18 protein-coding genes are annotated in these 24,849 nt (G+C 68.4%); 6 read left to right on the top strand and 12 right to left on the bottom strand.

The features are described 5' to 3' along the window. The first annotated feature begins 238 nt into the window (after positions 1 to 238). On the top strand, positions 239 to 742 hold the full coding sequence (locus N4261_RS17435) for a GGDEF domain-containing protein (RefSeq protein WP_261756550.1): 504 nt from the start codon (positions 239 to 241) through the stop codon (positions 740 to 742). Here N4261_RS17435 and N4261_RS17430 read toward each other — a convergent pair. The 8 genes from N4261_RS17430 to N4261_RS17395 form a co-directional block, all read right to left on the bottom strand. Beyond that, on the bottom strand, positions 718 to 1,764 hold the full coding sequence (locus tag N4261_RS17430) for a lipocalin-like domain-containing protein (protein ID WP_261756549.1): 1,047 nt from the start codon (positions 1,762 to 1,764) through the stop codon (positions 718 to 720). The genes N4261_RS17435 and N4261_RS17430 overlap by 25 nt on opposite strands. A gap of 197 nt (positions 1,765 to 1,961) precedes the next feature. Beyond that, positions 1,962 to 4,748, bottom strand: a complete 2,787-nt coding sequence (locus N4261_RS17425) for an ABC transporter permease (protein ID WP_261756548.1) — start codon at positions 4,746 to 4,748, stop codon at positions 1,962 to 1,964. A gap of 1 nt (position 4,749) precedes the next feature. Further along, complete coding sequence (locus N4261_RS17420; RefSeq protein ID WP_261756547.1) at positions 4,750 to 5,409, bottom strand: ABC transporter ATP-binding protein; 660 nt, start codon at positions 5,407 to 5,409, stop codon at positions 4,750 to 4,752. A gap of 345 nt (positions 5,410 to 5,754) precedes the next feature. After that, the gene (gene miaA / locus N4261_RS17415; RefSeq protein ID WP_261756546.1) at positions 5,755 to 6,693 is read right to left on the bottom strand and encodes a tRNA (adenosine(37)-N6)-dimethylallyltransferase MiaA; all 939 of its coding nucleotides are present in this window, start codon (positions 6,691 to 6,693) and stop codon (positions 5,755 to 5,757) included. A 44-nt stretch (positions 6,694 to 6,737) separates the two neighbouring features. Continuing rightward, positions 6,738 to 8,711, bottom strand: a complete 1,974-nt coding sequence (locus tag N4261_RS17410) for a pseudouridine synthase (protein ID WP_261756544.1) — start codon at positions 8,709 to 8,711, stop codon at positions 6,738 to 6,740. A gap of 194 nt (positions 8,712 to 8,905) precedes the next feature. Then, entirely contained in the window at positions 8,906 to 10,927 is a 2,022-nt protein-coding gene (gene mutL, locus N4261_RS17405; RefSeq protein WP_261756543.1) for a DNA mismatch repair endonuclease MutL, read from the bottom strand. Continuing rightward, positions 10,831 to 11,730: a CPBP family intramembrane glutamic endopeptidase gene (locus N4261_RS17400; protein ID WP_261756542.1), complete on the bottom strand. Its 900-nt coding sequence runs from the start codon at positions 11,728 to 11,730 to the stop codon at positions 10,831 to 10,833. Before N4261_RS17400 ends, mutL begins: the two co-directional genes overlap by 97 nt. A gap of 174 nt (positions 11,731 to 11,904) precedes the next feature. Next, positions 11,905 to 12,306 carry a hypothetical protein gene (locus N4261_RS17395; RefSeq protein WP_261756541.1) on the bottom strand — a complete coding sequence of 134 codons (402 nt, stop codon included), beginning with the start codon at positions 12,304 to 12,306 and terminating at the stop codon, positions 11,905 to 11,907. 59 nt (positions 12,307 to 12,365) lie between these two features. Here N4261_RS17395 and N4261_RS17390 point away from each other — a divergent pair, with 59 nt between their 5' ends. Then, positions 12,366 to 13,022 (top strand): DedA family protein, encoded by a 657-nt coding sequence (locus N4261_RS17390; protein WP_261756540.1) that lies wholly within the window; start codon positions 12,366 to 12,368, stop codon positions 13,020 to 13,022. Positions 13,023 to 13,234: 212 nt separating this feature from the next. Continuing rightward, entirely contained in the window at positions 13,235 to 16,684 is a 3,450-nt protein-coding gene (locus N4261_RS17385) for a S41 family peptidase (RefSeq protein WP_261756539.1), read from the top strand. 766 nt (positions 16,685 to 17,450) lie between these two features. Here N4261_RS17385 and N4261_RS17380 read toward each other — a convergent pair. Both N4261_RS17380 and tsaE read right to left on the bottom strand, forming a co-directional pair. Next, a complete protein-coding gene (locus tag N4261_RS17380) occupies positions 17,451 to 18,851 on the bottom strand; it encodes an N-acetylmuramoyl-L-alanine amidase (protein WP_435532071.1) in 1,401 nt (466 codons plus the stop codon). Positions 18,852 to 18,949: 98 nt separating this feature from the next. Continuing rightward, a complete protein-coding gene (tsaE, locus tag N4261_RS17375) occupies positions 18,950 to 19,447 on the bottom strand; it encodes a tRNA (adenosine(37)-N6)-threonylcarbamoyltransferase complex ATPase subunit type 1 TsaE (protein WP_261756537.1) in 498 nt (165 codons plus the stop codon). Positions 19,448 to 19,530: 83 nt separating this feature from the next. Between tsaE and queG the strand changes: the two genes are divergently transcribed. After that, the gene (gene queG / locus N4261_RS17370) at positions 19,531 to 20,604 is read left to right on the top strand and encodes a tRNA epoxyqueuosine(34) reductase QueG (RefSeq protein WP_261760750.1); all 1,074 of its coding nucleotides are present in this window, start codon (positions 19,531 to 19,533) and stop codon (positions 20,602 to 20,604) included. On the opposite strand, the gene N4261_RS17365 is transcribed toward queG, so the two are convergent. Further along, entirely contained in the window at positions 20,601 to 21,491 is an 891-nt protein-coding gene (locus N4261_RS17365) for an AEC family transporter (protein WP_261756536.1), read from the bottom strand. The genes queG and N4261_RS17365 overlap by 4 nt on opposite strands. 156 nt (positions 21,492 to 21,647) lie before the next feature. Between N4261_RS17365 and N4261_RS17360 the strand changes: the two genes are divergently transcribed. Next, positions 21,648 to 22,625: a tripartite tricarboxylate transporter substrate binding protein BugE gene (locus N4261_RS17360; RefSeq protein WP_261756535.1), complete on the top strand. Its 978-nt coding sequence runs from the start codon at positions 21,648 to 21,650 to the stop codon at positions 22,623 to 22,625. A gap of 213 nt (positions 22,626 to 22,838) precedes the next feature. On the opposite strand, the gene N4261_RS17355 is transcribed toward N4261_RS17360, so the two are convergent. Continuing rightward, on the bottom strand, positions 22,839 to 23,012 hold the full coding sequence (locus N4261_RS17355; RefSeq protein WP_261756534.1) for a hypothetical protein: 174 nt from the start codon (positions 23,010 to 23,012) through the stop codon (positions 22,839 to 22,841). A gap of 504 nt (positions 23,013 to 23,516) precedes the next feature. Between N4261_RS17355 and aceA the strand changes: the two genes are divergently transcribed. Further along, positions 23,517 to 24,824 (top strand): isocitrate lyase, encoded by a 1,308-nt coding sequence (gene aceA, locus N4261_RS17350; protein WP_261756533.1) that lies wholly within the window; start codon positions 23,517 to 23,519, stop codon positions 24,822 to 24,824. Positions 24,825 to 24,849 lie beyond the last annotated feature (25 nt).

Here is a 24,849-nt window from a genome sequence, read left to right as displayed (position 1 = left end):
CGTTGCGCGCGCGCCGCGTGGGCTCAGGGGAAGTCCCAGGGGCCCTTGCTCAAGGGGGCAGCGCGGCGCAGTCACCTGTGCTGCAATCGACCTTCAAACGATGAAGGCGGGCATCAGCATGGCTCAAGAGACGGACAAGGGCCCCGGCCTCCGGGCTCGGTGGAACGCCCTGAGGCAACGGTGGCGGCGAGCGGCGCCCGCACCGGTGCGCGGCGCCGCAGCAGACGAAGGCCAACTGATGGACTGGCTCAAACGGGAAGCGGCCCGGGCCCAGCGCCACAGCCATGACGGGGTGCTGCTGTTGCTGGAACTCGACCCCTGGGTGCGCCTGCAACAGCAATACGGCGACGACTGCATCCAGGCGCTGGACGACCGCCTCAGCCAGCTGGCGCGACAGCAACTGCGCGGTGGCGACTGGGTGCTGGCCCAGCCGCGCGGCATGTGGGCGGTCTATCTGCCGAGCACCGATCCCCTGGGCGCGCTGGATGCGGCCGACCGATTGCGCGGCCGGGTCGCCACCCTGGATTACCGCTGGCAGGGCCAATCGCTGCCGCTGAGCGCCAGCCTCGGCCTGGCCCATTGGCAGGACTGGAAACGCGAGCCGCAGCAAGGAGCCGAACAGTTGCTGCAGCAGGCCCGCCAGGCACTGGCCATGGCGCGCGGGGCCGGCTGCAACTGCGTGCGTGCCTATGCACCGGCGCCGTCGGGCCGCAGCCGCTACAGCGGCACCCGGCCCGCGTAGCCGGTCATTTCCAGATAACCCCAGCCGAGCAGCCGGCCGGCGTCATCGCTCAATCGCGCGACGCCTTCCCAGTACAGGAAGCCGGTGCTGCGTTGGGCATCGATCTCCTGGGCGTTGAAGGCCGCGTCCACCCGCAGCACGCCGCGAGGGGTGCGGATGCGCCAGCGCACCGGATACTGGGCCAGGCTGGCCGGGCTCTCCCAGTGCGCCACGGGCTCGAAACTCACCCGCTGCTGGAGGTCGATCTGACGACCGTCCGCATCGCGCCAGCTGCCGCCGGTCCAGAGCGTCTTGCCGTCTCGCCGACGCATCTGGAACAGCGTGAGCGCGCTGCCGTCGTTGAGGTTCATGCCCATCCAGTCCCAGCCCACCGCCCGATCCGGGGCCGTCTCCGCCTTGGCGCCGAGGTACTGGTTGCTCCATTCATGGTCCAGCCAGCAGCGCGCCTCGAGTTCGCGCACGAGCTCGTTGGTGCGGGTCAGCCGGCCACGACCGGCGAGCTGCGGTTCGCTGACATAACGACTGGCCTGCTCCGCGCCCGGCCCCTTGCGTGACCAGCCCTGATCGCCCTGCAGCAGCGGCGCCTGCGGGGCTTGCAGATCCAGCCGCAGGCCGAAGCCGGCATGCTCGCTGCGCAGCGACAGCGTGTAGCGGCTCAGACCGCGCTCGCCGTCCTGGCGCACCAGCGACCAGTCGCCCAGGCGCACGCGGGTGTCCGCCTCATCGCTGCGCGCATTGGCAAAGCCGCGACGCAGCAAGCGTTGATCGTGCACCAGCCGACGCTGGCCGAGGTCGGACAGCGCCGCATGCCCCAGCATCAATTGATCCGGCACGAAGGCGCTGTCCAGCGGCCGTGTCAGCTCGCGCCGCACCCGGAAGAAGGTGAGCTGGAAGCCGTAGGCCGGTGGCGTGTCCAGCGTCGCGCCAGGTGTCCGGAGCACGCCGGTGACGTACCACCATTCGATCCGCGTCTCGGGATGGGCGCCGTGGTCGCGCGGAAAGCGCAGGGCGGCGCGCGACAAGGGCGGCTCGGACGGTTCCGCCGGTGCCAAGGTTGACTTGGGATCTGCTGCCGCCTTCCGTGTCGAAACAGGCGTTTGGCGCGGCGTCTCTCCCGCGTCCCGCGGGTTCGATTGCACCGGGGGCGTGGTCGGCGACGCAGCCTGGGCGCCGACGCCCAGGCCCATCAATCCAACCATCCAGGGACGTCGACCGATCATCACCAATCCTCTCTCACTGCGCGCAGCGCTTCACCTTGCCGGGCCCGCAGCGCCCGCGCGCCGGCCCAGGCGGCCGTGGCGGCGGTGGCCAACAGGCTGGCCGCGACCAGCCCGGCCACCCGCAGCCAGGGCACTTGCCAATCCATGCTCCAGTGGAAGCTCTGCGGATTCAACCGGAACACCAGCACCGCACTGATGGCCAGGCCGACGGCCAACCCCATCACCGCGCCGGCCACCGCCTGCAGCAGGCTCTCGCCCAGCACCAGTCGTTGCAGCATGCCGCGCGTCAGCCCCAGGTGCAGCAGCAGGCCGAACTCGCGGCGGCGTGCCAGCAGTTGGGCCGACAGGCTGGCCGCCACGCCGAACAAGCCCAGCCCCAGTCCGACCGCCTGCAGCCAGTAGGTGATGGCAAAGCTGCGGTCGAACAGCGCCAGCGAGAAGCGCCGCAGCTCGCCGGCCGAGGCCATGTCCAGCGACGCGGGCGAGGGCCCGAGCCGACGCAGCGCTTCCTGCACCGTCACCAGGTCCGCCCCCGGCTTGAGCCACAGTGCCAGTTCGGTGACGCTGCCGTCACCGGTCACCCGTCGCCAGTCGTCCCTCGATACCAGCAGGCCCGAGGTCTGCCGGCTGTAATCGCGCCAGACCGCCTTCACCGCGGCCGGCCACTGCCGGCCCTCGACTTGCAGCATCAGCCGGTCGCCCGGGGCCAGGCGCATCGCATCGCGCATGGCTTCGTTGATGTAGACGGGCAGGAGGTCGACCGGCAGCTGCGCCGACTCGCCCTGCAGTGGCAGCCGATGGTCCAGCGGGCGAGCCATCAGGGTGGCGCTGTCCCGCACGCCGCGCACATTGACGCCGACGGTGCGGGTGAGCTGCTCCGACACCCGCTCCACGCCCGCGAGCTGGCGGGCCTGGTCGGCCAAGGCCGGCGGCATCGGCTGGCTCTGTTGGCCGCTGTCGCGCGCGGTCTGGCGCAGATAGAGATCGGCCGGCAGCATCTGCGTCAGCCACTGGTCCAGCGACAGGCGGAAGCTGGCGATCATCACCAGCATCGCCACCGCCAGGGCCAGCGCGACCAGCACACCGGCGATCAGCCGACCCGCTTCGCCGGCCTGGTCCCGTGCCCGTTCCACCGCCAGCAAGGGCAGGGCGCGTCGTGCCGCCCAGCGGCGCAGCCAGCGGGTGATCAGCCTCAGCATCAGGGGCACGCTGCCCAGGGCGCCCAGCAGCAGCGCCAGCATGGCGGCATAGGCGCCGGCCGGAAAGCCGCCGATCGGCGACATCGAGGCCAGCAGCGGCGCCAGCGCCAGCAGCGCGGGGCCGATCAGCCACCAGCGCGGATCGTCGGTGCCGCCGCCCAGCCCCTTCAGCACCTGGGCGGCCGGCAGCCGCCGCAGCCGCATCAGCGGCAGGGCGGCGGCGCCCAGGCTCACGATCGGGCCGAGCAACAGCAGGCCGAGGAGGGACGCGGGCGTGGTGTGCAGCGTGGGCCGTGCACCGGGCAGGCCGATCAGGCCGCTGCCGAGGTCGCCCCCGAGCTGGCGCAGGCCGAGCTCCGCCAGTCCCAAGGCCAGCAGCAGCCCCAGCACCGCGCCGGCCAGGCCCAGCATCACCGCCTCGACCATCAGCATCCGGATCCGCTGGCCCTCGCTCATGCCCAGCACGCCCAGCAGCGCCAGTTGCGGCAGCCGTTGCGCCACCGACAGGCTGTGGACCGCAAACACCATGAACGCGCCGACGAACAAGGCCATCAACGACAGCACGCCCAGGTTGAGGCGGTAGGCGCGGGTCAGCCGTCGGGCTTCGTCGGCTTGCTGGCGGGCCTGGTCCTGCGGCGCGCCGGCGAGGATGCCGGTCGGCCAGACCGCCGGCACCGCGCGACCCGGCACCATGCGCAGCAGGATGGCGTCCAGTTGCCCCGGCCGCTGCAGCACTTGCTGGGCCCAGGCGATGTCCATGATCATCAGCGCCTGTCCGTCGTCGGCGATGAGGCCGGCGATGGGCAGCGGGTCGGTGGCGCCGGGCAGATCCAGTCGCAGCGTGGTCGGCTCAATGTTCGATGAGGCGGCGGCGGACGTGGAGGTGGACGTCGACGTGGAGGCAGACGTCGAGGTGGATGCGGCTGTGGCTGTAGCTGTGGCTGTCGAGCCCGATGCCGTCGACGCGAGCGCGCCTTCGGACGATGAGGACGACGGTGTGGCTTCGGATGCCGGCGTTCCCGGCGTTCCCGGTGATCCCGCTGTTTCCGCTGCTCCCGCTGTTCCCGTGCTCGCGGGGGCACCGGTTGTCTCCACGGCGCCCCATCCCAATCGACGCAGTGCGGCATCGCTCACCAACACGGCGGGTTGCTGGAGCGCATCGGCCCATCCGCCGCTGTCCGCATGCGGACGCCATTGCGGATGGAAGGCGGCGATCTGCAGCAGGTCCAGGCCCACCAGTTGGAGGCGCTGCCACTGACCGTCGCGGCCCTGCACCCGCAGGCTGGCGTCCAGCCGGGGCGCGAGTTCCGCGATGTCGTCGCGGGCCGCCAGTTCGGCGAACAGGCGATCGGACAGCGGCGCGGCGCCCGGCGCGGCGCGCAGTTCCAGATCGGCCTGGGCGCTGCTCTGGCGGGCGGCCGCCTCGAACTGTGCCAAGGCGGAGGCATTGATCCAATGCACCGCACCGGCCAGCGCCAGACCGAGCGCGATGGTGAGCAAGGCGGCCAGTTGCCGACCCCACTGCAGGCGCAGTGCCGGCCAGGACAACTGCCACCACCACACCCAGGCGCGGCTCAGCGGATTCATCTCAGGCATCGACCAACTGGCCGCCTTCGAGCCGCAGGCGGCGGTCGGCCAGCGACGCGGCATGGGCCGAGTGGGTCACCAGCAGGCAGGCCGCCTGCTGCTCACGCAGTTGGCGTCGCAGCAGCTGCATCACTTGGTCGGCATGACGGGGATCGAGGTTGCCGGTGGGTTCGTCGGCCAGCACCAGCACCGGTCGATGCACCAGCGCCCGGGCGATCGCCACGCGCTGCAGTTGCCCGCCGGAGAGCTGGCGCGGCAGATGCCGCGACTGCGCCTCCAGGCCGACGGCGGCCAGCATCTCGGCCACCCGCGTCGCATCGGGTCGTCCCTGCAGCAGCAGCGGCAGGCCGACGTTGTCCTGCACCGTCAGATGCGGCAGCACATGGAAGGCCTGGAAGACGAAGCCGAGCTGCTCGCGGCGCAAGGCGGCCTGGCCGGACTCGTCCAGCGCGAGGATGTCGCGGCCCTGCAGCAACACCTGGCCCCGGTCCAGCGGTTCCAAGGCCGCCAGGCCGTTGAGCAAGGTGGACTTGCCGCTGCCGGATTCGCCCAGCAGGGCCAGCATCTCGCCATGCTGCAGCGTGAGCGACAGATGCTCGAACAGGGTTTGGCTGCCGTAGCGCTTGGTCAGGCCGGTGGCCGTCAGGAGGGGGACATCCATCGGTCGGTCGGAAGAGGCTGAAGGCCGATCGGCTGCGGGAGGTGGGCAACCCATCGGGGCGGTAGGAACAGGGCGGTGCCGCATCGAGGGATCAGGCAGGGCCTCGGGCCATTGTGCGGCTTGCGGTGCGTGGATGTGCCGGCATCGTCGTCACCCGTGCTCACGGAACGCCCAGCCGTGAGCACCGAACGATGCTCCGTCGGGCTGCCGGTGGGGTCAGTTCCAAGGCCGATCCCAAGCCGATTCCCAAGCCGATTTCCAAGCCGATTCCCAGCCCCATCCCAAGCCGATGCCAGGCTGCTCGCCAGGCCGATTACCGGGCCGATCCGCTCGGGCGGAGACGGCTCAGCCCGCGACCATCGCCAGCAACTGCGCCAAGGCATCGGGCGCCTGCGCCGCTACGATGCGGCGCGAGGGCATGCTGCGCAGCCAGGTGATCTGCCGCTTCGCGAGCTGTCGGGTGGCCGCGGTGCCACGTTCCTGCAATGCGGCGAGATCGGGTGCTGCTTCGTTTTCATCGAGCAGTTCCCAGGCTTGTCGGTAGCCGACACAGCGCATGGACGGCAAGCCCGGATGCAGATCGCCGCGGGCGCGCAGGCGGCGCACTTCGTCGACCAGGCCGTGCGCGATCATCAACGCGAAGCGCTGCGCCAGACGCTCATGCAGCCAGGCGCGGGCCTCGTCCGACGGCTCGAGCGACAGCAGTGGCCAGTCCACGCCCTGGCTGCGCTGGCGGCGATAGAGCGCCGACATCGGCTCGCCGCTCAGCAGGCAGACTTCCAACGCCCGCTGGATGCGTTGCGAGTCCAGCGGCGGTAGGCGGGCGGCGGTCTCCGGGTCCAGCACCGCCAGGCGGGCGTGCAGGGCGGGCCAGCCGTCGCGGGCCGCGTCGGCATCGAGCTGGGCGCGCAGGGCCGGATCGGCCTGCGGCAGCTCGGAGAGACCGTCGAACAGCGCCTTGAAGTAGAGCATCGTCCCGCCGACCAGCACCGGTCGCGCACCACGGGCCTGGATCTGCGGCACCAGGGCGGTGGCGTCCCGCACGAACTGCGCCGCCGAGTAGCTCTCGGTGGGCGAGAGGATGTCGATCAGGTGATGCGGCACCTCCGCCAATTCCTGCGGCGAGGGTTTGGCGGTGCCGATGTCCATCTCGCGATACACCAGCGCGGAGTCCACGCTGATGATCTCCACCCGCTGCCGGCGCGCCAGCGCCAGCGCGGCGGCGGTCTTGCCGCAGCCGGTGGGGCCGGCGATGCACAGGGGACTCAGGTCCGTGTCGGTCATCGTGAAGGGGGCGGGCAGCGCACTGGCGCGCGACGCGGCAGCGCTCAGAAGCGCTCCCACGGGGCCAGATAGCGCCATTGACCGGCGGGCAGGTTGCCCAGCGGAATGCGGCCGATGCGGACCCGCTTGAGCGCCAGCACGTTCAGGCCGACCAGCTCGCACATCCGGCGGATCTGGCGCTTGCGGCCCTCACGCAGCACGAAGCGAAGCTGGTCTTCATTGGCCCAACTGACCTTGGCTTCCTTCAGTTGCACGCCGTCCAGCTCCAGGCCATGGTTGAGCATGCGGATGGCCCGCTCATCCAACTGTTCCATGGGATGGCGCTCCGGATCGCCGTTGATCACGGCGACGCGGACCAGGTATTCCTTCTCCACCGTCGAGTCCTCACCGATCAGATGGCGCGCGATGCGGCCATCCTGGGTCAGCACCAGCAGGCCGGTGGAGTCGATGTCCAGCCGGCCGGCCGGCGCCAGACCGCGACCATGGCCAGGCGCCCAATGCACACCGGACGGATCCTCGCCCCAGTGCGCTTCGGCCTTGACCAGCACCGAGGCGGGTTCATAGCCGTCTTCGGCCTGGCCGGAGACATAGCCGATCGGCTTGTTCAGCAGGATGGTGACCCGCTGCGCCTGCTGGTCGCGGGCGGCGGGATCGACCTCGATCTTCACATCCGGGCCGACACGCAGACCCAGCTCGGCGATCTGGCCGTCCACCGTCACCCAGCCGGCCTGGATCCATTCGTCGGCCTCGCGACGCGAGGCCAGACCGAGTTCGCTCATGCGCTTGGACAGCCGCTCGCCAGCGCCGGCGTCGGCCAGGCGGGTGGGTGCGGGCTGGCGAGGCGCCTCGGCACGAGGCGGGCGATCGGTGCGGGCCTCGTGATCGCCTCGGGCTTCGAAATGCGGCGGCTGGGCGCGGTCACCTCGATCGCCCCAGTTGCCCCGCTCGCCCCTGTCGGCTGCAGGGCGGTCGCCGTAGCGATCGTCTCCACGCGGCCGATCCGCATAGGGACGGTCGCCCTGAGGACGGTCCCCATACGGGCGATCGCCGGCAGGACGGCGGTCATCGGGCCCGCGACGTGGACGATCACCACCGCCGGCACTGCTGCCATAGCGGTCATCCGGGCGACGGGGACGGTCGCCCTCGAAGCGCGGACGATCGCCGCCTTGCGGCCCGCGGTCGTTGAATCGCGGGCGGTCGTTGCCGCCGAAGCCACCCTGGCCGCCTTGGCCACCGTGGCCGCTGCCGTAGCGGTCATCGGGACGGCGCGGGCGGTCGCTGTCGAAACGCGGCCGATCGCCACCCTGCGGGCCGCGATCATTGAAGCGGGGGCGGTCGCCGCCACCGGCGCCGCTGCCGTAGCGGTCGTCCGGACGACGGGGCCGATCGCCGTCGAAGCGCGGCCGATCACCGCCTTGCTGCGGACGATCGTTGAAACGGGGGCGGTCTTGGCCGCCGAACCCACCCGGGCCGCCCTGGCCGCTGCCATAGCGGTCATCGGGACGGCGTGGACGATCTCCCTCAAAGCGGGCGCGATCCTGAGACCGATCCTGATAAGCCGGCCGGTCGCTGTCGTGGCGGGGGCGGTCGCCGAAGGGGCGACGTTCACCGGCGCCCTCGGCACGGGGGCCGCGATCGGGGCGATAGCCGCCGCGGTCACCGCCGCGGTCGCCACCACGCTCGCCACCACGGTCACCGGGGCCACGCGGGCCCTGGGCGCCGTAGCCGCCTTCACGCGGACCCTGGCGGGCATCGCCGCGCGGGCCGCGATCGTCGCGGCCGGGGCCGCTGCGGCGGTCGTCATGGCCAGGGGGGCCGCGGCGGCCTTGCGGGCCTTCTTCGGCGCGGCGCTGTTCATAACTGGCCTGGCGTTCGGCGCGATCGGTCTGGGCCTGGGCCAGGGTCGGGCGGGGCTTGCCCACGCCGGGGCCGCGCAGCGGGCCGCGGCGTCCGCTGCCGGTGTTGGAGGAGCCGCCGTCGGCGGCGGGCTTGTTCTTGTTGAGCTTGAGGGTGGCCATGTCGGTACTGCGCCGGCGCGTCGCGGCGTGTGAGGAAAGAATCGGGCGCGACGAACCATTCGCTGGCGCCAAGGGTGAAGTGTCGGTGGAAATGGGGCCGATCAGGTCATCGACCTGCGCCGTCCGACCGGCGGAATGGGGTCAATTGGGCAAAAAGTCGGGCGATCGGGCCGCGGGCGACCGGCGGACCGGGGTCAACGTCCCCGCAGGAACAGCGCGTCCAGGTCGCGCAGCGTCAGTTGGCGCCAGGTGGGGCGACCATGGTTGCACTGGTCGGCGCGCTCGGTGCGTTCCATGTCGCGCAGCAGGGCATTCATCTCGTCCAGGTTGAGCTGGCGGTTGGCGCGCACTGCGCCGTGGCAGGCCATGGTGGCGAGGATCTCATGCTGCGCGCGTTCCACCGCATGGCTGGCATCGAACTGCGACAGTTCCGCCAGCACGCCGCGCGCCAGTTCCACCACATCGCCACCGGCCAGCAGGGCGGGGCGCTCGCGCACGGCCAGCACCTTGGCCGACAGCGGCGAGATGTCCAGTCCCAGCCGCTGCAGCGTCTCCGCTTGAGCCTCGGCGGTGGCGATCTCCGCCGGCGTGGCGGCAAAGGTGACCGGGATCAGCAGCGGTTGGGCCTCGATGCGGGCTTCGCCCAGCGAGGCCTTTAGTCGTTCGTAGACCACGCGCTCATGGGCCGCATGCATGTCGACGATCACCAGCCCCTGGGCGTTCTCCGCCAGGATGTAGATGCCCTGGATCTGCGCAATGGCGCGGCCCAGCGGCCATTCGCCCGCCTGGCTGGCCGGCAGTGCCGCGGGCGCGCCAGACGCGGTGGAGAAAGCGGCGAGCGGCGAGGGCGCCGACATTCCGCCACCGGCGGCCGTCGGCAAGGGGCCAGCGGCGGGCGCATACAGTGCTTCGGCCTGCTCCAGGGCCAGCGCGGTCTGCGCGCGGGTGGGGATGGGCGAGCGCCAGGCGTCTTGTCCCGTGCTGAAGCGCGAGCCGATCTGGGGCGCGTGGCCGGGGGCAGCGCCTTCGCCGGCACCAGGTGCGGCCGGCTCGTTCAGTTGGGGGCGATCCCAGGCGGCCGTACCGCTCCAGCGGGTGGGTACGGTGGACGATCCCCCGCCTGGCGCGGCGGTGGTCGCGGCGTCCGTGCCGTCCGTGCCGGCGGCGTCATCGGTGCGGGACAGGGCCAGGGCGGCGACGACGGCGCGGCGCACCTGCTGGTGGATCTCGCGGCCGTCGCGGAAGCGGACCTCGATCTTGGTCGGATGCACATTCACATCGACCAGCTCGGGGGCGATGTCGATGAACAGCACATAACTGGGCTGGCGATTGCCGTGCAGCACATCGTCGAAGGCGGAGCGGATGGCGTGGGCGATCAGCTTGTCGCGGACATAGCGGCCGTTGACATAGACGTACTGCATGTCCGCACGGCTGCGCGCGGCCTCGGGCAGGCCGACGCGGCCATGGATGCGCATCGGGCCGGCGCCGCCGTTGACCTCGCGGCTTTGCCCGATGAAGTCTTCATTCAGTACTTCGCTGATGCGCTGGGCCAGCGATGCGGCGCGCCATTGGTCCACCAGCTTGCCCTCATGCCAGACCGCGAAGCCGACGTCGGGACGTGCCAGCGCATGGCGGCGCAGCGCTTCCAGGCAATGGCCCAGCTCGGTGCCTTCGGTCTTGAGGAACTTGCGGCGGGCGGGCGTGTTGAAGAACAGCTCGCGCACTTCCACGCTGGTGCCACGGGCGCGGGCGGCGGGGCTCAGTTCGCCGCTGCGGGCATCCAGGCGCCACGCGTGTGCGGCGCCCTCGAAGCGCGAGACCAGCGACAGTTCCGCCACCGAGGACACGGCGGCGAGCGCTTCGCCCCGAAAGCCCATGGTGGCCACGGCTTCCAGGTCGTCCAGGCTGCCGATCTTGCTGGTGGCGTGGCGCTTGATGGCGAGCGGGAGTTCGCTGTCGGGAATGCCGCAGCCGTCGTCTTCCACGATCAGGCTGCGGATGCCGCCGGCCAGCAGCTTGAGCTGGATCTGAGCGGCGCCGGCATCCAGCGCGTTGTCCACCAACTCGCGCACCACGGAGGCGGGACGCTCCACCACCTCGCCGGCGGCGATCTGGGAGATCAGTTCATCGGGAAGTTCGCGGATCGCGCGTCGGGCGGTCGAGCCCAGCGCATCGGCGGCGGTGGCGGTCGCCGCGGGGGCGAAAGAGGCATCCATAAGGGGGGATTGTAGGAGGGGGCGGGGTTCACCCCTGAGCCGCCGGGGGATGTGGGGGTGGCCCTTTGCCGGCGCAGGATCCCCAGCACGCAGGCGATATTCACGACCATCAGAATGCTTGCGGTGACGGAGGTCCAATCGAAGCGCAGGCTGTCGACCAGTCGATGGGTCATCCAATAGCTGACCGGTCCGGTCTGTGCGACGAGCAGATCGATGCAGAAATGAAAGGCAATGGGCACCCAGATCGATCGAGTCAGCCAGTACAGCAGGCCGAGGGTGACCGAAAGATTGAAGTACCAAGCGATGGCATGAGGGCCGACCATGGCCGACTTGCCATGTGCCAGCATGAAGAGACCTGCTTGCAGCAGGAGCGCGGCGACCGGATGGCATCCCACCTTCAGCAGTCGGCCCATCAACACATAGCGGTAGAGCACTTCCTCCACCAGCGCGATGTTGATTACCGCCAGCAGCGAGGCGATCCATGCCGTGGCGGAGATCAGTGAACGCGTCTGGCCGTTGGCCGTGACGTCAATGGCCGTCACGAAGACAAGCAACGGCGTGATCAGCAGGCCGACGGTCGCCACCTGCGGCCAGCGTCGGTGCCAGGGCCCGGGTTGGAGTCTCGACGCCGGGGCAGGGTCAAGCGCATACCGACGTCGGCCCCACACCAGCAGCAGGCAGCCCAGGGCGGTGATGATCGCCGTAGGCAGGGCACGGGCCAGGACGGCGTCGTTGATCCACGAGCGCCAGGGAAGGTGGAAGACTTCTCCGGCGATCACCAGGAACAGGGCATAGACCAGCACGGCTTCGCAGACAGCGACCAGCGATCGACATGTGGTCGTTAAGAGGTTTGACATGAACGCTCCTCGCCGACGGATCCTGGGGCAGTCCGCAGGCCTGGGTGGATGAGCGCAGGCCGAGATCAACCAGCGCCCGGTGTTGCGTCGAGCGGCGAACCGCCCGACCTCCATCGAGGTTCAGTTCAGGCAGGTGAACAACGAACCAAAGAAGCCTTCTGGCGCGCCGCTTCGGCCGGTGGCCTCAGCGATCATGCAATCGCCCAACGGCTCATTGCCCGTGTAGTGGTAGTCATCTCCCATGCCTGTCGCACCGACCTCGCCGCCGCACACGGCCAGCAGGCGCGGATCGTCCAGGCTCAGTTCCTGGATGCCATTGATCTTGTCCATTTCAAGAATCCTCTCGGGTTGTTCAACACGGTGAGCGCCCGTCGGCGCTCGTTGAAAACCCCCGGGGGCGAAGCCATTCTTCGGGCCCCGCTGTGGCGCGTCGATAGGCAGTTTCTCCATCGCACCGATGAGGGAGCGCCCCACCTGAAAGGGCAGGTCACGCACGACAACGGTCCGGCCTTCGCCGTTCATCGGGAAACCCCGCGCCTCGGGGTGAGGGGCGTCATGCTGCACCGCCATAATTGGCGCCCATGGAATTCATCACCTACCTGCTCGATTTCATCCTCCACGTCGACGTCCACCTGGCCGAATTTGTCGCCCAGTACGGCGTCTGGGTGTATGCGCTGCTGTTCCTCATCGTGTTCGTGGAAACCGGCCTGGTCGTGATGCCGTTCCTGCCGGGCGACTCGCTGCTGTTCGTCGTCGGCGCCCTGTGCGGCGCGGGGCTGATGAACCTGCCGCTGGCCATGGCGGTGCTGTTGGTGGCCGCCATCCTGGGGGACCAGTGCAACTACACCATCGGCCGCTATTTCGGGCCCAAGGTGTTCCAGTGGGAGGACTCCCGCTTCTTCAACAAGCGGGCCTTCAATGCCGCGCATGAGTTCTACGAGAAGCATGGCGGCATCACCATCGTGCTGGCGCGCTTCATGCCCTTCATCCGGACCTTCGCGCCCTTCGTGGCGGGCGTGGCAGAGATGACTCGCAGCCGCTTCACCGCCTACAACGTGGGCGGCGCGGTGCTGTGGGTCTGCGGGCTGACACTGGCGGGCTTCCTGTTCGGCAACCTGCCGTTCGTGCAGACCCATCTGAGCAAGATCATCTGGGCGATGATCCTGATCCCGGGCGTGATTGCGCTGTACGGCGGCTGGCGGGCCTCCCGCCAGGAGAAGGCCCGCGCGGCCGCCTGATTCGGGCGCTTGATCCGGCCGCTTGATTCGACCGCCTGATTCGACCGCCTGATTCGGTCACCTGATTCGGTCGCGCGATCCGGCCGCCTGATCCGGCCGCCTGATCCGGGAAATCACCGAGCCGATCTGCGCGCAACGCGTCGGTGTGAGCTTCGTCATGGGGGACGCTGGCGGCTATGCTGCTCCGCTGCTCCCTACCGGACCAAGCACCCATGCAACTGAGTTCCGTGAGCCAGGCCGTCGCCCTGGCCCTGACCCTGACGGCCGCTACCGCGGCCAGCCCCACCCTGGCGCGATCGACTGACGCCGCCGCTGCCCCCACGGCCAGCGCCACGCTGCTGCTGCGCGAGCCGGCCGTCTCGGCCAGCCAACTCGCCTTCGTCTACGGCGGCGAGCTGTGGGCCGCCCAACGTGACGGCAGCCAGCCGCGCCGCCTGGCTGGGAATGTGTCCTCGGAGTTCTCGCCGCGCTTTTCGCCGGACGGCCGTTGGATCGCCTATTCCGCCAGCCATGACGGCAACACCGACGTCTATGTGATCGCCGCCGCCGGCGGTCAGCCGCGCCGCTTGACCTGGCACTCCGCGGTCGATCAGGCCACCGGCTGGAGCCCGGACGGCAAGCGGGTGCTGTTCTCCTCGCCCCGCGAGGTGTTGAACAACCGCAGCAACCAGCTCTACGAAGTCCCGGTGGACGGCGGCTTCGAGCAGAAGGTGATGGACGCCGTGGCCTACGAAGGCCGCTGGTCGCCGGACGGCAAGCGCCTGGCCTATCGCCCCTACCGCCAGGCCTACAACGGCACCAGCGGTTGGCGTCAAAGCCGCGGTGGCACCACGCCGCCGATCTGGATCATCGATCCCAAGGCCGGCACCTGGGAGCAGATCCCGCATGTCAACGCGACCGACAGCAACCCGATCTGGCTGGGCGATGAAGTCGTCTTCATCTCCGACCGCAACGACGGCGCCGCCAACCTTTTCGCCTACCACACCAAGACCAAGGCCCTGCGTCAGCTGACGAAGGAAACCGTCTGGGACGTCCGCAATGTCGACGGTGTGGACGGCCGCATCGTCTACGAGGCCGGCGGTCAGCTCAAGGAAGTGGCATTGAGCGGCGGCGAGCCGCGGGTGATCCCGGTCGCCCTGACCGAGCCCAGCACCCAGGCGCGGGTGCAGTGGAAGGATGCGTCCAAGACCATCTCCAGCGTCGCGCTGTCGGCCACCGGCAAGCGGGCCCTGATCAGCGCCCGCGGCGAGGTCTTCACCGTGCCGGTCAAGGACGGCGTGGTGCGCAACCTGACCCAATCCTCCGGGGTGCGTGAGAAAGATGCGCTGTGGAGCCCGGACGGTCAGCAGGTGGCCTATGTCTCGGACGAGCCCGGCACCCGCCATCAGATCGTCATCCGCGACCAGCTTGGCGACGAGGCCGCCGGCAAGCCGATCCGCCGCCTGCTGCTGCCCGAGACCGGCTACTACACCCTGCTGGACTGGTCGCCCGATGGCGCCCGCCTGGTGCTGCAGGACAACCACCTGAACCTCTATCACCTGCCGCTGTCGGGCGCCCAGGCCGGCAAGCTGCAGAAGATCGACACCAGCCTGCGTCGCCAGGGCTTCGATGTGGGCTTCTCGCCCGACAGCCGCTGGCTGGCCTACACCGTCACCGGTCGCAATCACTTCACCCAGATCCGCATCCACGACTTCCAGACCGGCCAGCAGCACACGGTGACCGATGGCATGAGCCATGCGGAACTGCCGGTGTTCTCGGGCAAGGGTGACGTGCTGTACTTCGCGGCGTCGATCAACTCCGGTCCGACCCAGGTGGGCCTGGACATGTCCACCCAGGAGCGCTCGCTGCGCCTGGGCCTGTTCGGCGCGGTGCTGCGCGCGGACGGCAAGTCGCCGCTGCTGCCCAAGGCCGGGGATGAAGAGGGCAAGGGCAAGAAGGGGGATGAGGACAAGTCCGACGCCAAGAACGAGAAGGGCGACAAGGATGAGAAGGACGGCGACAAGAAGCCGGTCGACAAGTCCGAATCGAAAGACTCGAAGGACGCCAAGGGCAAGGACAGCAAAGACGATAAGGACGGCAAGAAGGTCAAGCCCGTCCGCATCGACTTCGCCGGCCTGCAGGACCGCATCATCGGCTTGCCGGTGGCCCAGGCCCGCTACGACCATCTCTCGGTCGCCGCCGACGGCGCCCTGTTCTACCTTGAGCGCCGTCAGCCCGGCGTGAGCGCCGAGGCACCGTCCGCCGGCGAAGGCGCCCCCCGCAGCGACCTCTACCGCTTCGACTTCGACGAGAAGTCCACCAAGATGGTCAAGCCCGCCGTCAACGATTACTCGTTGAGCGCAGATGGCAAGAAGATCCTCCTGGTGCTCGGCGGCGGTCGGCTCGAAGTGGCCGACGCGGCCGCGAAGATCGACACCAAGGGCATCGACCTCTCCGGCCTGCGGGTGCGGATCGATCCGCGCGCGGAATGGAAGCAGATCTTCGACGAGACCTGGTGGATGCAGAAGGAGTTCTTCTACGACCCCAAACTGCATGGCATCGACTGGAAGGGCGTCTATCAACGCTACCTGCCCCTGCTGGCGCATGTGCAGCGGCGTGAAGACCTCAACCAGGTGCTGGTCGAAATGATCGGCGAGCTGCAGGTCGGCCACAACCGCGTCGGCGGTGGCGACGTGGCGCAGGAACCGCGCGTGCCGGTGGGGCTGCTGGGAGCCGACTTCAGCTTCGAGGGCGGCCACTACCGCATCAAGAAAATCTTCCAGGGCGACCGCTGGAATCCGTTCCTCAAGGCGCCGCTCGCCGCGCCCGGCCTGGGGGTGAAGGAAGGCGACTTCCTGATGGCCGTCAACGGCCAGCCGGTCGACGCCGGACACAACCTCTACCAGCAGCTGGAAAACACCGTCGGCAAACCGGTCCAACTGACCGTGGCCAGCGATGCGCAAGGCCGCGGTGCACGGCAGGTGCAGGTCGAGCCCATCGCCAATGAGTCGGCATTGCGCCAATGGGCCTGGATCGACCACAACCGCCAGGAAGTGGATCGGCTCAGCGGCGGCAAAATCGCCTACGTCTATATGCCCGACACGGCCGCCCAAGGCTTCCAACACTTCAACCGCATGTTCTTCGCGCAGGTCGATAAACCCGGCCTGATCGTCGACGACCGCCGCAACGGCGGCGGTCAAGCCGCCAACTACGTCACCGAAGTGCTGGGGCGCCAGTACCTCGGCAGTTGGAAAGACCGCGATGCATTGGTGTTCGATACGCCAGGGGGCGCCATCTATGGGCCCAAAGCCATGCTGGTCGATCAGGACGCCGGGTCGGGCGGGGACTTCATGCCCTACGCGTTCAAGCGGACCGGGTTGGGGCCGTTGATCGGCAAACGCACCTGGGGTGGGCTCATCGGGATCGCGATCAACCCCTCACTCATCGACGGCGGCCAGTTGGTGGTGCCGTACTTCCGGTTCTTCACGCCCGAAGGTGAGTGGCGCATCGAGAACGAAGGCGTCGCGCCCGATATCGAGGTCGACCTCGATCCCGTGGCGGTCAACGCCGGGCGCGATGTGCAGCTTGAAGCCGCCGTCGCCAATGTGCTCGAGCGGCTCAAGTCCTGGAAACCCATTCAACGGACTGAACCGCCAGCCATGCCCACGCAGTTGGGGAAATGACCTGGCTTTGATGTGAGTGCACCGGGGCTTCTTGCCCCGGTTTTTCATTGGGGGTTGAGATTGGGGTTGGTCTTGGGCTTGGGCTTGGGGCGAGCCGGTCGTTTGGCTTTGCCCATTGCCGTCGGGCGGCTCCCATTCGCCACACCCCGCCGGGTCTCGCCCCGGCAGGCGAGTCCCTTTGTCAGCCGACAAAGGAACCAAAACGGCTCGGGTTCGACCCTTTTGCACTCGCTACCCATCGGTCGTCCCTCTCTCGCTATCCGCTCGCGAGACTCCTCCGACGATGCCCTGCCACCCCCACCACCGCCTTACTCGCACCACCTCTCTCTAAACGCTTGCCCGCTGCTCGCGGGACGCGCCAACCGTTCAACGCATTCCTTCACCCATCTCCGACACTCGCCCTCGGCGGGCTCGTCCATGTGAGACTCAATCGCCACACCATGCAGCGTCGCCAATCGCTTCATGCCCGCCCTGTGCCTCCTTGAGGGCGCACGCGCCAGCGCGTAGGGGGGAGCCATTCCCTCGGCGCGCATCACCTCGCAGTGCGCTACCCCCAACCAAGCGAAGCCCGCAGAACCGGCTCTGCCGGGCCGAAGGGCTTGCCCCTTGAGGGCGCGCGCGGCAGCGCGTAGGGGGAGCCCTTCCCTCGGCGCGCATTACCCCGCAGTGCGCTACCCCCAACCAAGCGAAGCCCGCGGAACCGGCTCCGCCGGGCCGCTGGGCTTGCCCCCTTGAGGGGGCGCGCGCAAGCGCGTAGGGGGGAGCCCTACAAGGCTCGATGGCGGGAGGCGAGGGGCGGGTTTTTGGAGAAGTAGCGGGCAATGCCCGTCGCCAGGGCGCGCACCAGGTCGTTCTGGTAGTCCGGGTCGCGCAGCTTGGCCTCTTCTTCCGGGTTGGAGATGAACGCGGTCTCCACCAGAATCGACGGCACGTCCGGCGCCTTCAGCACCGCAAAACCCGCCTGCTCAACGTTGCGCTTGTGCAGCTTGCCCACTTTGCCAATCTGGCTCAGCACCTCGCTGCCCAGCTTCAGGCTGTCCTTGACCTGCGCCGAGGTGCTCATGTCCAGCATCGCCCGCAGCACGCCGTCATCCTTGACCGCCTTGCTGTTGACACCCCCAATGACGTCCGCCGCGTTCTCCTTGTTGGCCATCCACCGCGCCGCCGTGGAACTGGCCGCACCGGTCGACAACGCAAACACCGACGCACCCTTGGCCTTGGGCGTGATGAAGGCATCCGCATGGATGGACACAAACAGATCCGCCTGCACCCGACGCGCCTTGCGCACCCGGTCCGGCAGCGGGACAAAGAAGTCCGCGTCGCGGGTCATCATCACCCGGATCTTCGGATTGCTGTTGAGCCGGTCCCGCAGCTTCAGGCCGATCGCCAGCACCACGTCCTTCTCCTTGAGCCCGCTCGGACCAATGGCGCCCGGATCCTCGCCACCATGGCCCGGATCGATCGCAATGACGATCAGCCGATCCAGCTTGGCCTGACTCATCTCCGGCGCCGTTTCCTTCAGCGGCGTGGTCGGCGGCGGCGGCGCATGCTGCGCCACCACCGGGGCGCTGGGGCGCGGCGCCGGGGGCAGGGCGGCACTGGCGGCCTTGTCAGCCGCCGCCGCAGCCGTGCTGGCCGCAGACTGCGGTCGGTCGATACGGCCGATCATCTCGCCCAGCGCATCCTGCACCGACTGCGCCGCCGCACGCTCCGCCGCTTCCTTTTCCAGCACCAGCTCCAGCAGCGGGTCACGCTCCTGCGCCGGATGCAGATCCAGCACCAACCGGTTCTTGTAGGCCGCCACCGGCTCGATGGTGAACACCTGCGGCGCCACCGCCTGCTTCAGGTCGAGCACGATGCGCACCACCCGCGGCTGGTTCTGGCCCACCCGCACTGCCGCAATGTAGGGATCGTCCGGCTTCACCTTGCCCAGCAGCTCGCGCAGCCCCTGGCTCAGTTCCAGACCGTCGATGTCAATCACCAAACGGTCCGGATGGGTGGCCAGAAAACTCTTGGCCGCCAGCGGACGATCGGATTCGAGCGTCACCCGGGTGTAGTCGTCCGCCGGCCAGACCCGCACCGCCACGATGGTCGCCGAACTCGCCGCCCAGGCCGAGCTGACCGGCAGAAGCGGCACCACCGGCACGCTCAGCACCAGGGCGCCCATGCGGCCCAGCGCGCGTCGGCGGCCGCGGGTGGTCGCCGCGGAACGGGCGTCATCGGTCGGGCCGAAGGGGAATCGCTTGGAATCTCCGCTCATGCGTGTCAGGCTTGCAGGATGTGGGCCAGGTCCAGCAGCAGCGCCTGGCCGCGCGCGGTGTGCGCCTCGGCGCGGACCTCGCGGCTGTCGTCGGGCTGGACATCCAGGGTGAGCCGCAGATCAGGCGGCGGCAGCATGCCGGCGGCCTTGGCCGGCCACTCGCTGAGCTTCAGGCCCGGTGCGGCGAACAGGTCGCGAAAGCCCGCGTCCTCCCACTCGCGCGGATCATTGAAGCGGTAGAAATCGAAATGATGGGCCGGCAGCCCGTTCAGCGACGGCGGCAGGTAGTCCTCCACCACCGCGTAGCTGGGACTCTTGATGCGACCGGTCACGCCCAGCGCACGCAGCAGGTGGCGCACCAGGCTGGTCTTGCCGGCACCGAGCCCGCCTTCGAGCTCGATGCTCAAGTCCGCGATCTGCGGACAGCCGGCCAGCGCCTGCGCAAAACGTTCACAGGCGGGCTCGTCGGGCCAGCGGAACTGGCGGGTTTCTAGAATGCTCAAAACCTATGGAATCCTTGCTGAACGACAACCACCCCGATGCCGCATCGGTCACCCCCCGCGACCCCGCCGCGCTCGCAGCGTTGATGGTCGAGGTTCGCGCCTGGGCACTCGAGCTCGGATTCTCACAGATTGGGGTGGCACACGTCGATTTGAGTGGTGCGGAAGCCGGACTGCAAGCGTGGCTGCAGGCCGGCTTTCATGGCGAGATGCACTACATGGCCGCCCACGGCCTCAAGCGCGCCCGGCCGTCCGAGCTGGTGCCCGGCACCCTCAGCGTGTTGACCGCCCGCATGGACTACCTGCCGGCCACGCTGGGCGAGGACTGGCAGCAGCGCGAATGGGCCACCATGGCCGATCCCACCCATGCCCAGGTCTCGCTCTACGCCCGGGGCCGGGACTATCACAAGGTGCTGCGCCAGCGGCTGCAGCAACTGGCGGATCGGCTGCAGCAGGCCGTCGGCCCGCTGGGTCACCGGGTGTTCACCGATTCGGCGCCGGTGCTGGAGGTCGAACTGGCGAGTCGATCGGGCATCGGCTGGCGCGGCAAGCACACCCTGACGCTGCACCGCGACAGCGGCTCCATGTTCTTCCTCGGCGAGATCTATCTGGACCTCGCCCTGCCGCCCAGCGAGCCGGTGACCGCCCATTGCGGCCAATGCCGCGCCTGCCTGGACGCCTGTCCCACTGGCGCGATCGTGGCGCCGTACCGGCTTGATGCACGGCGCTGCATCAGCTATCTGACGATCGAGCAGGACGGCCCGATTCCCGTCGAGCTGCGGCCCGCCCTCGGCAATCGGATCTACGGCTGCGACGATTGCCAACTGGTGTGCCCGTGGAACAAATTCGCGCGGCGCAATGCGCTGCCGGACTTCGACTGGCGTGAGCCGCTCGGCCATGCCGGCCTGCTGGACCTGTGGGCCTGGGACGAAGCGACCTTCCTCAAGCGCACCGAAGGGTCGGCCATCCGCCGCATCGGCCATGCCCGCTGGCGGCGCAACCTCGCGGTGGCCCTGGGCAATGCGCTGCGACAAGACCTGGCACCGGCGCTGCGGGAGCGGATGCGGGCGGCGCTGGTGGCGAAGCGCCTAGAGGCAACGCCGTTGGTCGCCGAGCACATCGATTGGGCGCTGGCGCAGACGCCGGAGGCGGCGCGCTAATTCAGCGGCGTCGCCTGCAACCACAGGGGCAACACCACCATGCCCAGCAAGGTGGAGACGGTGACCAACCCCGCCACGAACGGACCGTTGCCGCCCATCCGGACCGCCAGCACATAGGCGCTGGAGGCGGTGGGCATGGCCGCGAAGGCCAGCAGGATCTGTGCTTGCGGCAGCGGCAAGGCCAGCAGCCGCGCCAGCAGCAAGGCCCACAGCGGCAGGATCAGGTGCCGGATCGACAGCAGCGCCACCGCCAGCCGCGGAGCGTCCTTCAGCGCGCCCAGCCGCAAGCCGGCCCCCACGGCCATCAAGCCCAGGGGCAGGGCGGCCAGGCCGATCCGCTGCAACGTGATGGCCGCAGGCTCCGGCAGGCGCAGGCCGCTGAGATTGGCGGCCAGGCCGCCCAAGGTCGCAATGATCAGCGGATTGCGCGCCAGCTCCTTCAGATAGCCATGTCCCCCGTGCCGCGCCAGCGGCCACACCGCCGCCACATTGGCCACCGGCACGCAGATCGCCGCGATCATCGCGATCCAGGCCACGCCTTGCGGGCCTTGCAGCCGTTCAGCCAGCGCGAGCGCCACGAAGGAATTGAACCGGAAGGCCACCTGCACGCCGGAGGCATGGGCCCGGGCATCCACGCCCGGCGCCAGCCCCAGTGCATAGGCCAGCGCGATGCCGCCGATCATCACCGCCAATCCGCCGACCAGCAGCAACACCGTGTCCGCCGGCTGCAGCGTGCTGCGGGAGATGGAATTGAACAGCAGCACCGGGAAGAGCAGGAAATACACCAGCTTTTCAGCGGCCTCCCAGAGGGGGCGGTCCAGTGCGGTGTAGCGACACAGCAGAAACCCGGCAACAATCAACAGGAAATCGGGCAGAAGCAGCAACATTGGAAGCTCGGAACAGGTTTTGCCGAGTGTGCCAGCCGGAGGTCGCCCGACTGGACAGGTTTTGCGGCCTTCTACGTAGTTCCGCTAGCGCGTGCGACACGTGACCCTACGTAAGCTGTTCCGATTGACAGTCCCACTTCGAAAGACGAGGAGTCCATGAACCGTCGCAACATCGTCCAACGCAGTCTGATCCTGGGTACGCTGAGTGTGTGCAGCACGCTGGCCCTGGCGCAGTCCTATCCCAACAAGCCGGTGAAGCTGGTGGTGCCCTTCGCGCCGGGCGGCACGACCGACATCATCGCCCGCGTGGTGGCCCAGAACATCAGCGGTCCGCTGGGCCAGACGATGATCGTCGAGAACAAGGCCGGTGGCGGCGGCATCATCGGTGCCAACGACACCGCCAAGTCCGCGCCGGACGGCTATTCGCTGGGCGTGGCCACGGTTTCCACCACCGCCACCAATCCGGCGATCAATCCGAAGACGCCGTACAACCCGCTCACCGACTTCACGCCCATCATCAACCTGGCTGCCACGCCCAACGTGCTGGCGGTGCATCCGTCGTTCCCGGCCAAGGACTACAAGGGCTTCATCGCCGAGATGAAGAAGAGCCCGGGCAAGTACAGCTACTCGACCTCCGGCACCGGCGGCATCGGCCATCTGCAGATGGAGCTCTACAAGAGCCTGACCGGTGTGTTCGTCACCCACATCCCGTACCGCGGTGCGGGCCCGGCGCTCAACGACACCGTCGCCGGCCAGGTGCCGATGATCTTCGACAACCTGCCCTCGGCACTGCCCTTCATCAAGGACGGTCGACTGGTGGCCATCGCCGTGGCCGCGCCGCAGCGCCTGACGGTGCTGCCGAATGTGCCGACCTTCAAGGAACTGGGTCTGGAGCCGGTGAACCGCATGGCCTACTACGGCATCCTCGGGCCGAAGAACCTGCCCAAGGAAGTGATTGCCAAGATCCATGATGCGGCGCGCAAGACGGTCGAAATGCCGGAGGTGAAGAAGCGCATCGAGGAAACTGGCTCCATCATCGTGGCCAACACCCCGGAGCAGTTCACCGAGCAGATCAAGGCCGAATACGCGGTCTACAAGAAGGTCGTCGAAGTCCAGAAGCTCAAGCTGGACTGAGACCTCGCCGCCGCGCGGCGGGCCCGAAGCAGGCCTGATCCGCCGGATGTCGCGCCGCGGTCGTCGAGTTCGTCCGTCGCCCGCGAGGCTGGATTCGATCCGCTGACAACCCACGAAAAAACGCCGCGAACCCGTGAGGGGCCGCGGCGTTTTCCACTTTTCGCGTTGATCGCTGGCTCAGGCCGACCAGCGGCCCGGACGAGCGAAGGGCGATCAGCCGCCGAACAGGCCGCCCAGGCCGCCGGTTGCGGTGCCGATCAGGCCAGAGGCCAGACCGCCGGCCATGCCTTGGGGCTGGCCACCCTGGCCGGTGGCAGCGCCGACTGCGCTGTTGGCTGCGGCGCCGACGGCCGATTGGGCGAGACCGCCGATGAGTGCTGGGATCATTCGAAACTCCTTGTCAGGATCGCTGCAGGGGCCGGGCGGGTCCATCCGGCATATCGCGGAAGCAGCCTCGGGAACCCGAGGTTGGATGGTCTAACCCGGCCATGAGGCGATCAGAAATCCGCAACATGCCGACCACCGTAGTCGGACGTCTTCCGAAAACCGCTCCTACTCTTCCAAGGAGCGCTGAGGGACTTCGACCACCTGTTCCTGTCATCTACTCCCCTTCAAAAGCAGGCCACCGCCGCGACGGACGGCCCAAATTTCAAATCATGAAATTAGGGGGTCGAAATATAAAAAAGCCGGCTGCTGCACCGCCGCAATTTTTCTCATCATGGAAGAGGTGATTTCACCATCCGGATTAATTTCCATAAGTTATTGATTTTTAATGGAAAGATTTTCGGTCTTATATAAGACACCCATGTTCCACGGTGAAGGGGCGTCACCTAGTCTTGAGGCCATCAAGTTTGTTTTTTAAGCGTCAACCGCAAGACCAAGGAGCCTGACATGAGCACCCCCACCCGTGAACAGCAGATCGCCGCCCTCGAGAAGGACTGGGCCGAGAACCCGCGTTGGAATGGCATCCAGCGGGGCTACAGCGCCGCGGACGTGGTCCGGCTGCGCGGCTCGCTGCCGATCGAGCACACGCTGGCCAAGCGCGGCGCGGAGAAGCTGTGGAACCTGGTGAACACCGAGCCGTTCGTCAACTCGCTGGGCGCGCTGACCGGCAACCAGGCGATGCAGCAGGTCAAGGCCGGCCTGAAGGCCATCTATCTGTCGGGCTGGCAGGTGGCGGGCGATGCCAACAGCAACGGCGAGATGTATCCCGACCAATCGTTGTACTCGGTGGATTCGGTGCCGAAGGTGGTGCGCAAGATCAACGCCACCTTCAAGCGTGCGGACGAGATCCAGTGGAGCGAGGGCAAGAATGACATCGACTACTTCGCGCCGATCGTGGCGGATGCGGAGGCCGGCTTCGGCGGCGTGCTCAATGCCTTCGAGCTGATGAAGGCGATGATCGAGGCGGGCGCGTCGGGCGTTCACTTCGAGGACCAGCTGGCGGCGGCCAAGAAGTGTGGCCACATGGGTGGCAAGGTGCTGGTGCCCACGCGTGAAGCGGTGGCCAAGCTGGTGGCGGCGCGTCTGGCGGCCGACACCATGGGCGTGCCGACGGTGCTGCTGGCGCGCACCGATGCGGAAGCCGGCGACCTGGTCACCAGCGACATCGACGACAACGACAAGGCGTTCTGCACCGGCGAGCGCACGGTCGAAGGCTTCTTCCGCACCCGCAACGGCCTGGAGCAGGCCATCAGCCGCGGCCTGGCCTATGCGCCGTATGCGGACATGATCTGGTGCGAGACCGGCAAGCCGGACCTGGCCTTTGCGAAGGCCTTTGCCGAGGCCATTCATGCCAAGTTCCCGGGCAAGCTGCTGGCCTACAACTGCTCGCCCAGCTTCAACTGGAAGAAGAATCTGGACGACGCGACGATTGCCAAGTTCCAGCGCGAGCTGGGCGCGATGGGCTACAAGTTCCAGTTCATCACGCTGGCCGGCTTCCACAGCCTGAACTACTCGATGTTCAACCTGGCCTACGGCTATGCGCGCAACAACATGAGCGCGTTCGTGGAACTGCAGGAGGCCGAATTCGCCGCGGCGGAAAAGGGCTTCACCGCGGTGAAGCATCAGCGCGAGGTGGGCACCGGCTACTTCGATGCGGTCACGACCACGATCGAAGCGCAGGCGTCGACCGCTGCGCTGAAGGGGTCGACGGAGGATGAGCAGTTCTTCGATGCAAAGCGTGCGGTTGGAACTTAACGAATGGCGCGGTCCCTAAGCGGGG

The sequence above is a fragment of the Roseateles amylovorans genome (assembly GCF_025398155.2).
GTDB lineage: Bacteria > Pseudomonadota > Gammaproteobacteria > Burkholderiales > Burkholderiaceae_C > Roseateles > Roseateles amylovorans.
Note: the sequence above shows the minus strand (reverse complement) of the source record. Positions and strands in the feature narration are given on the sequence as shown.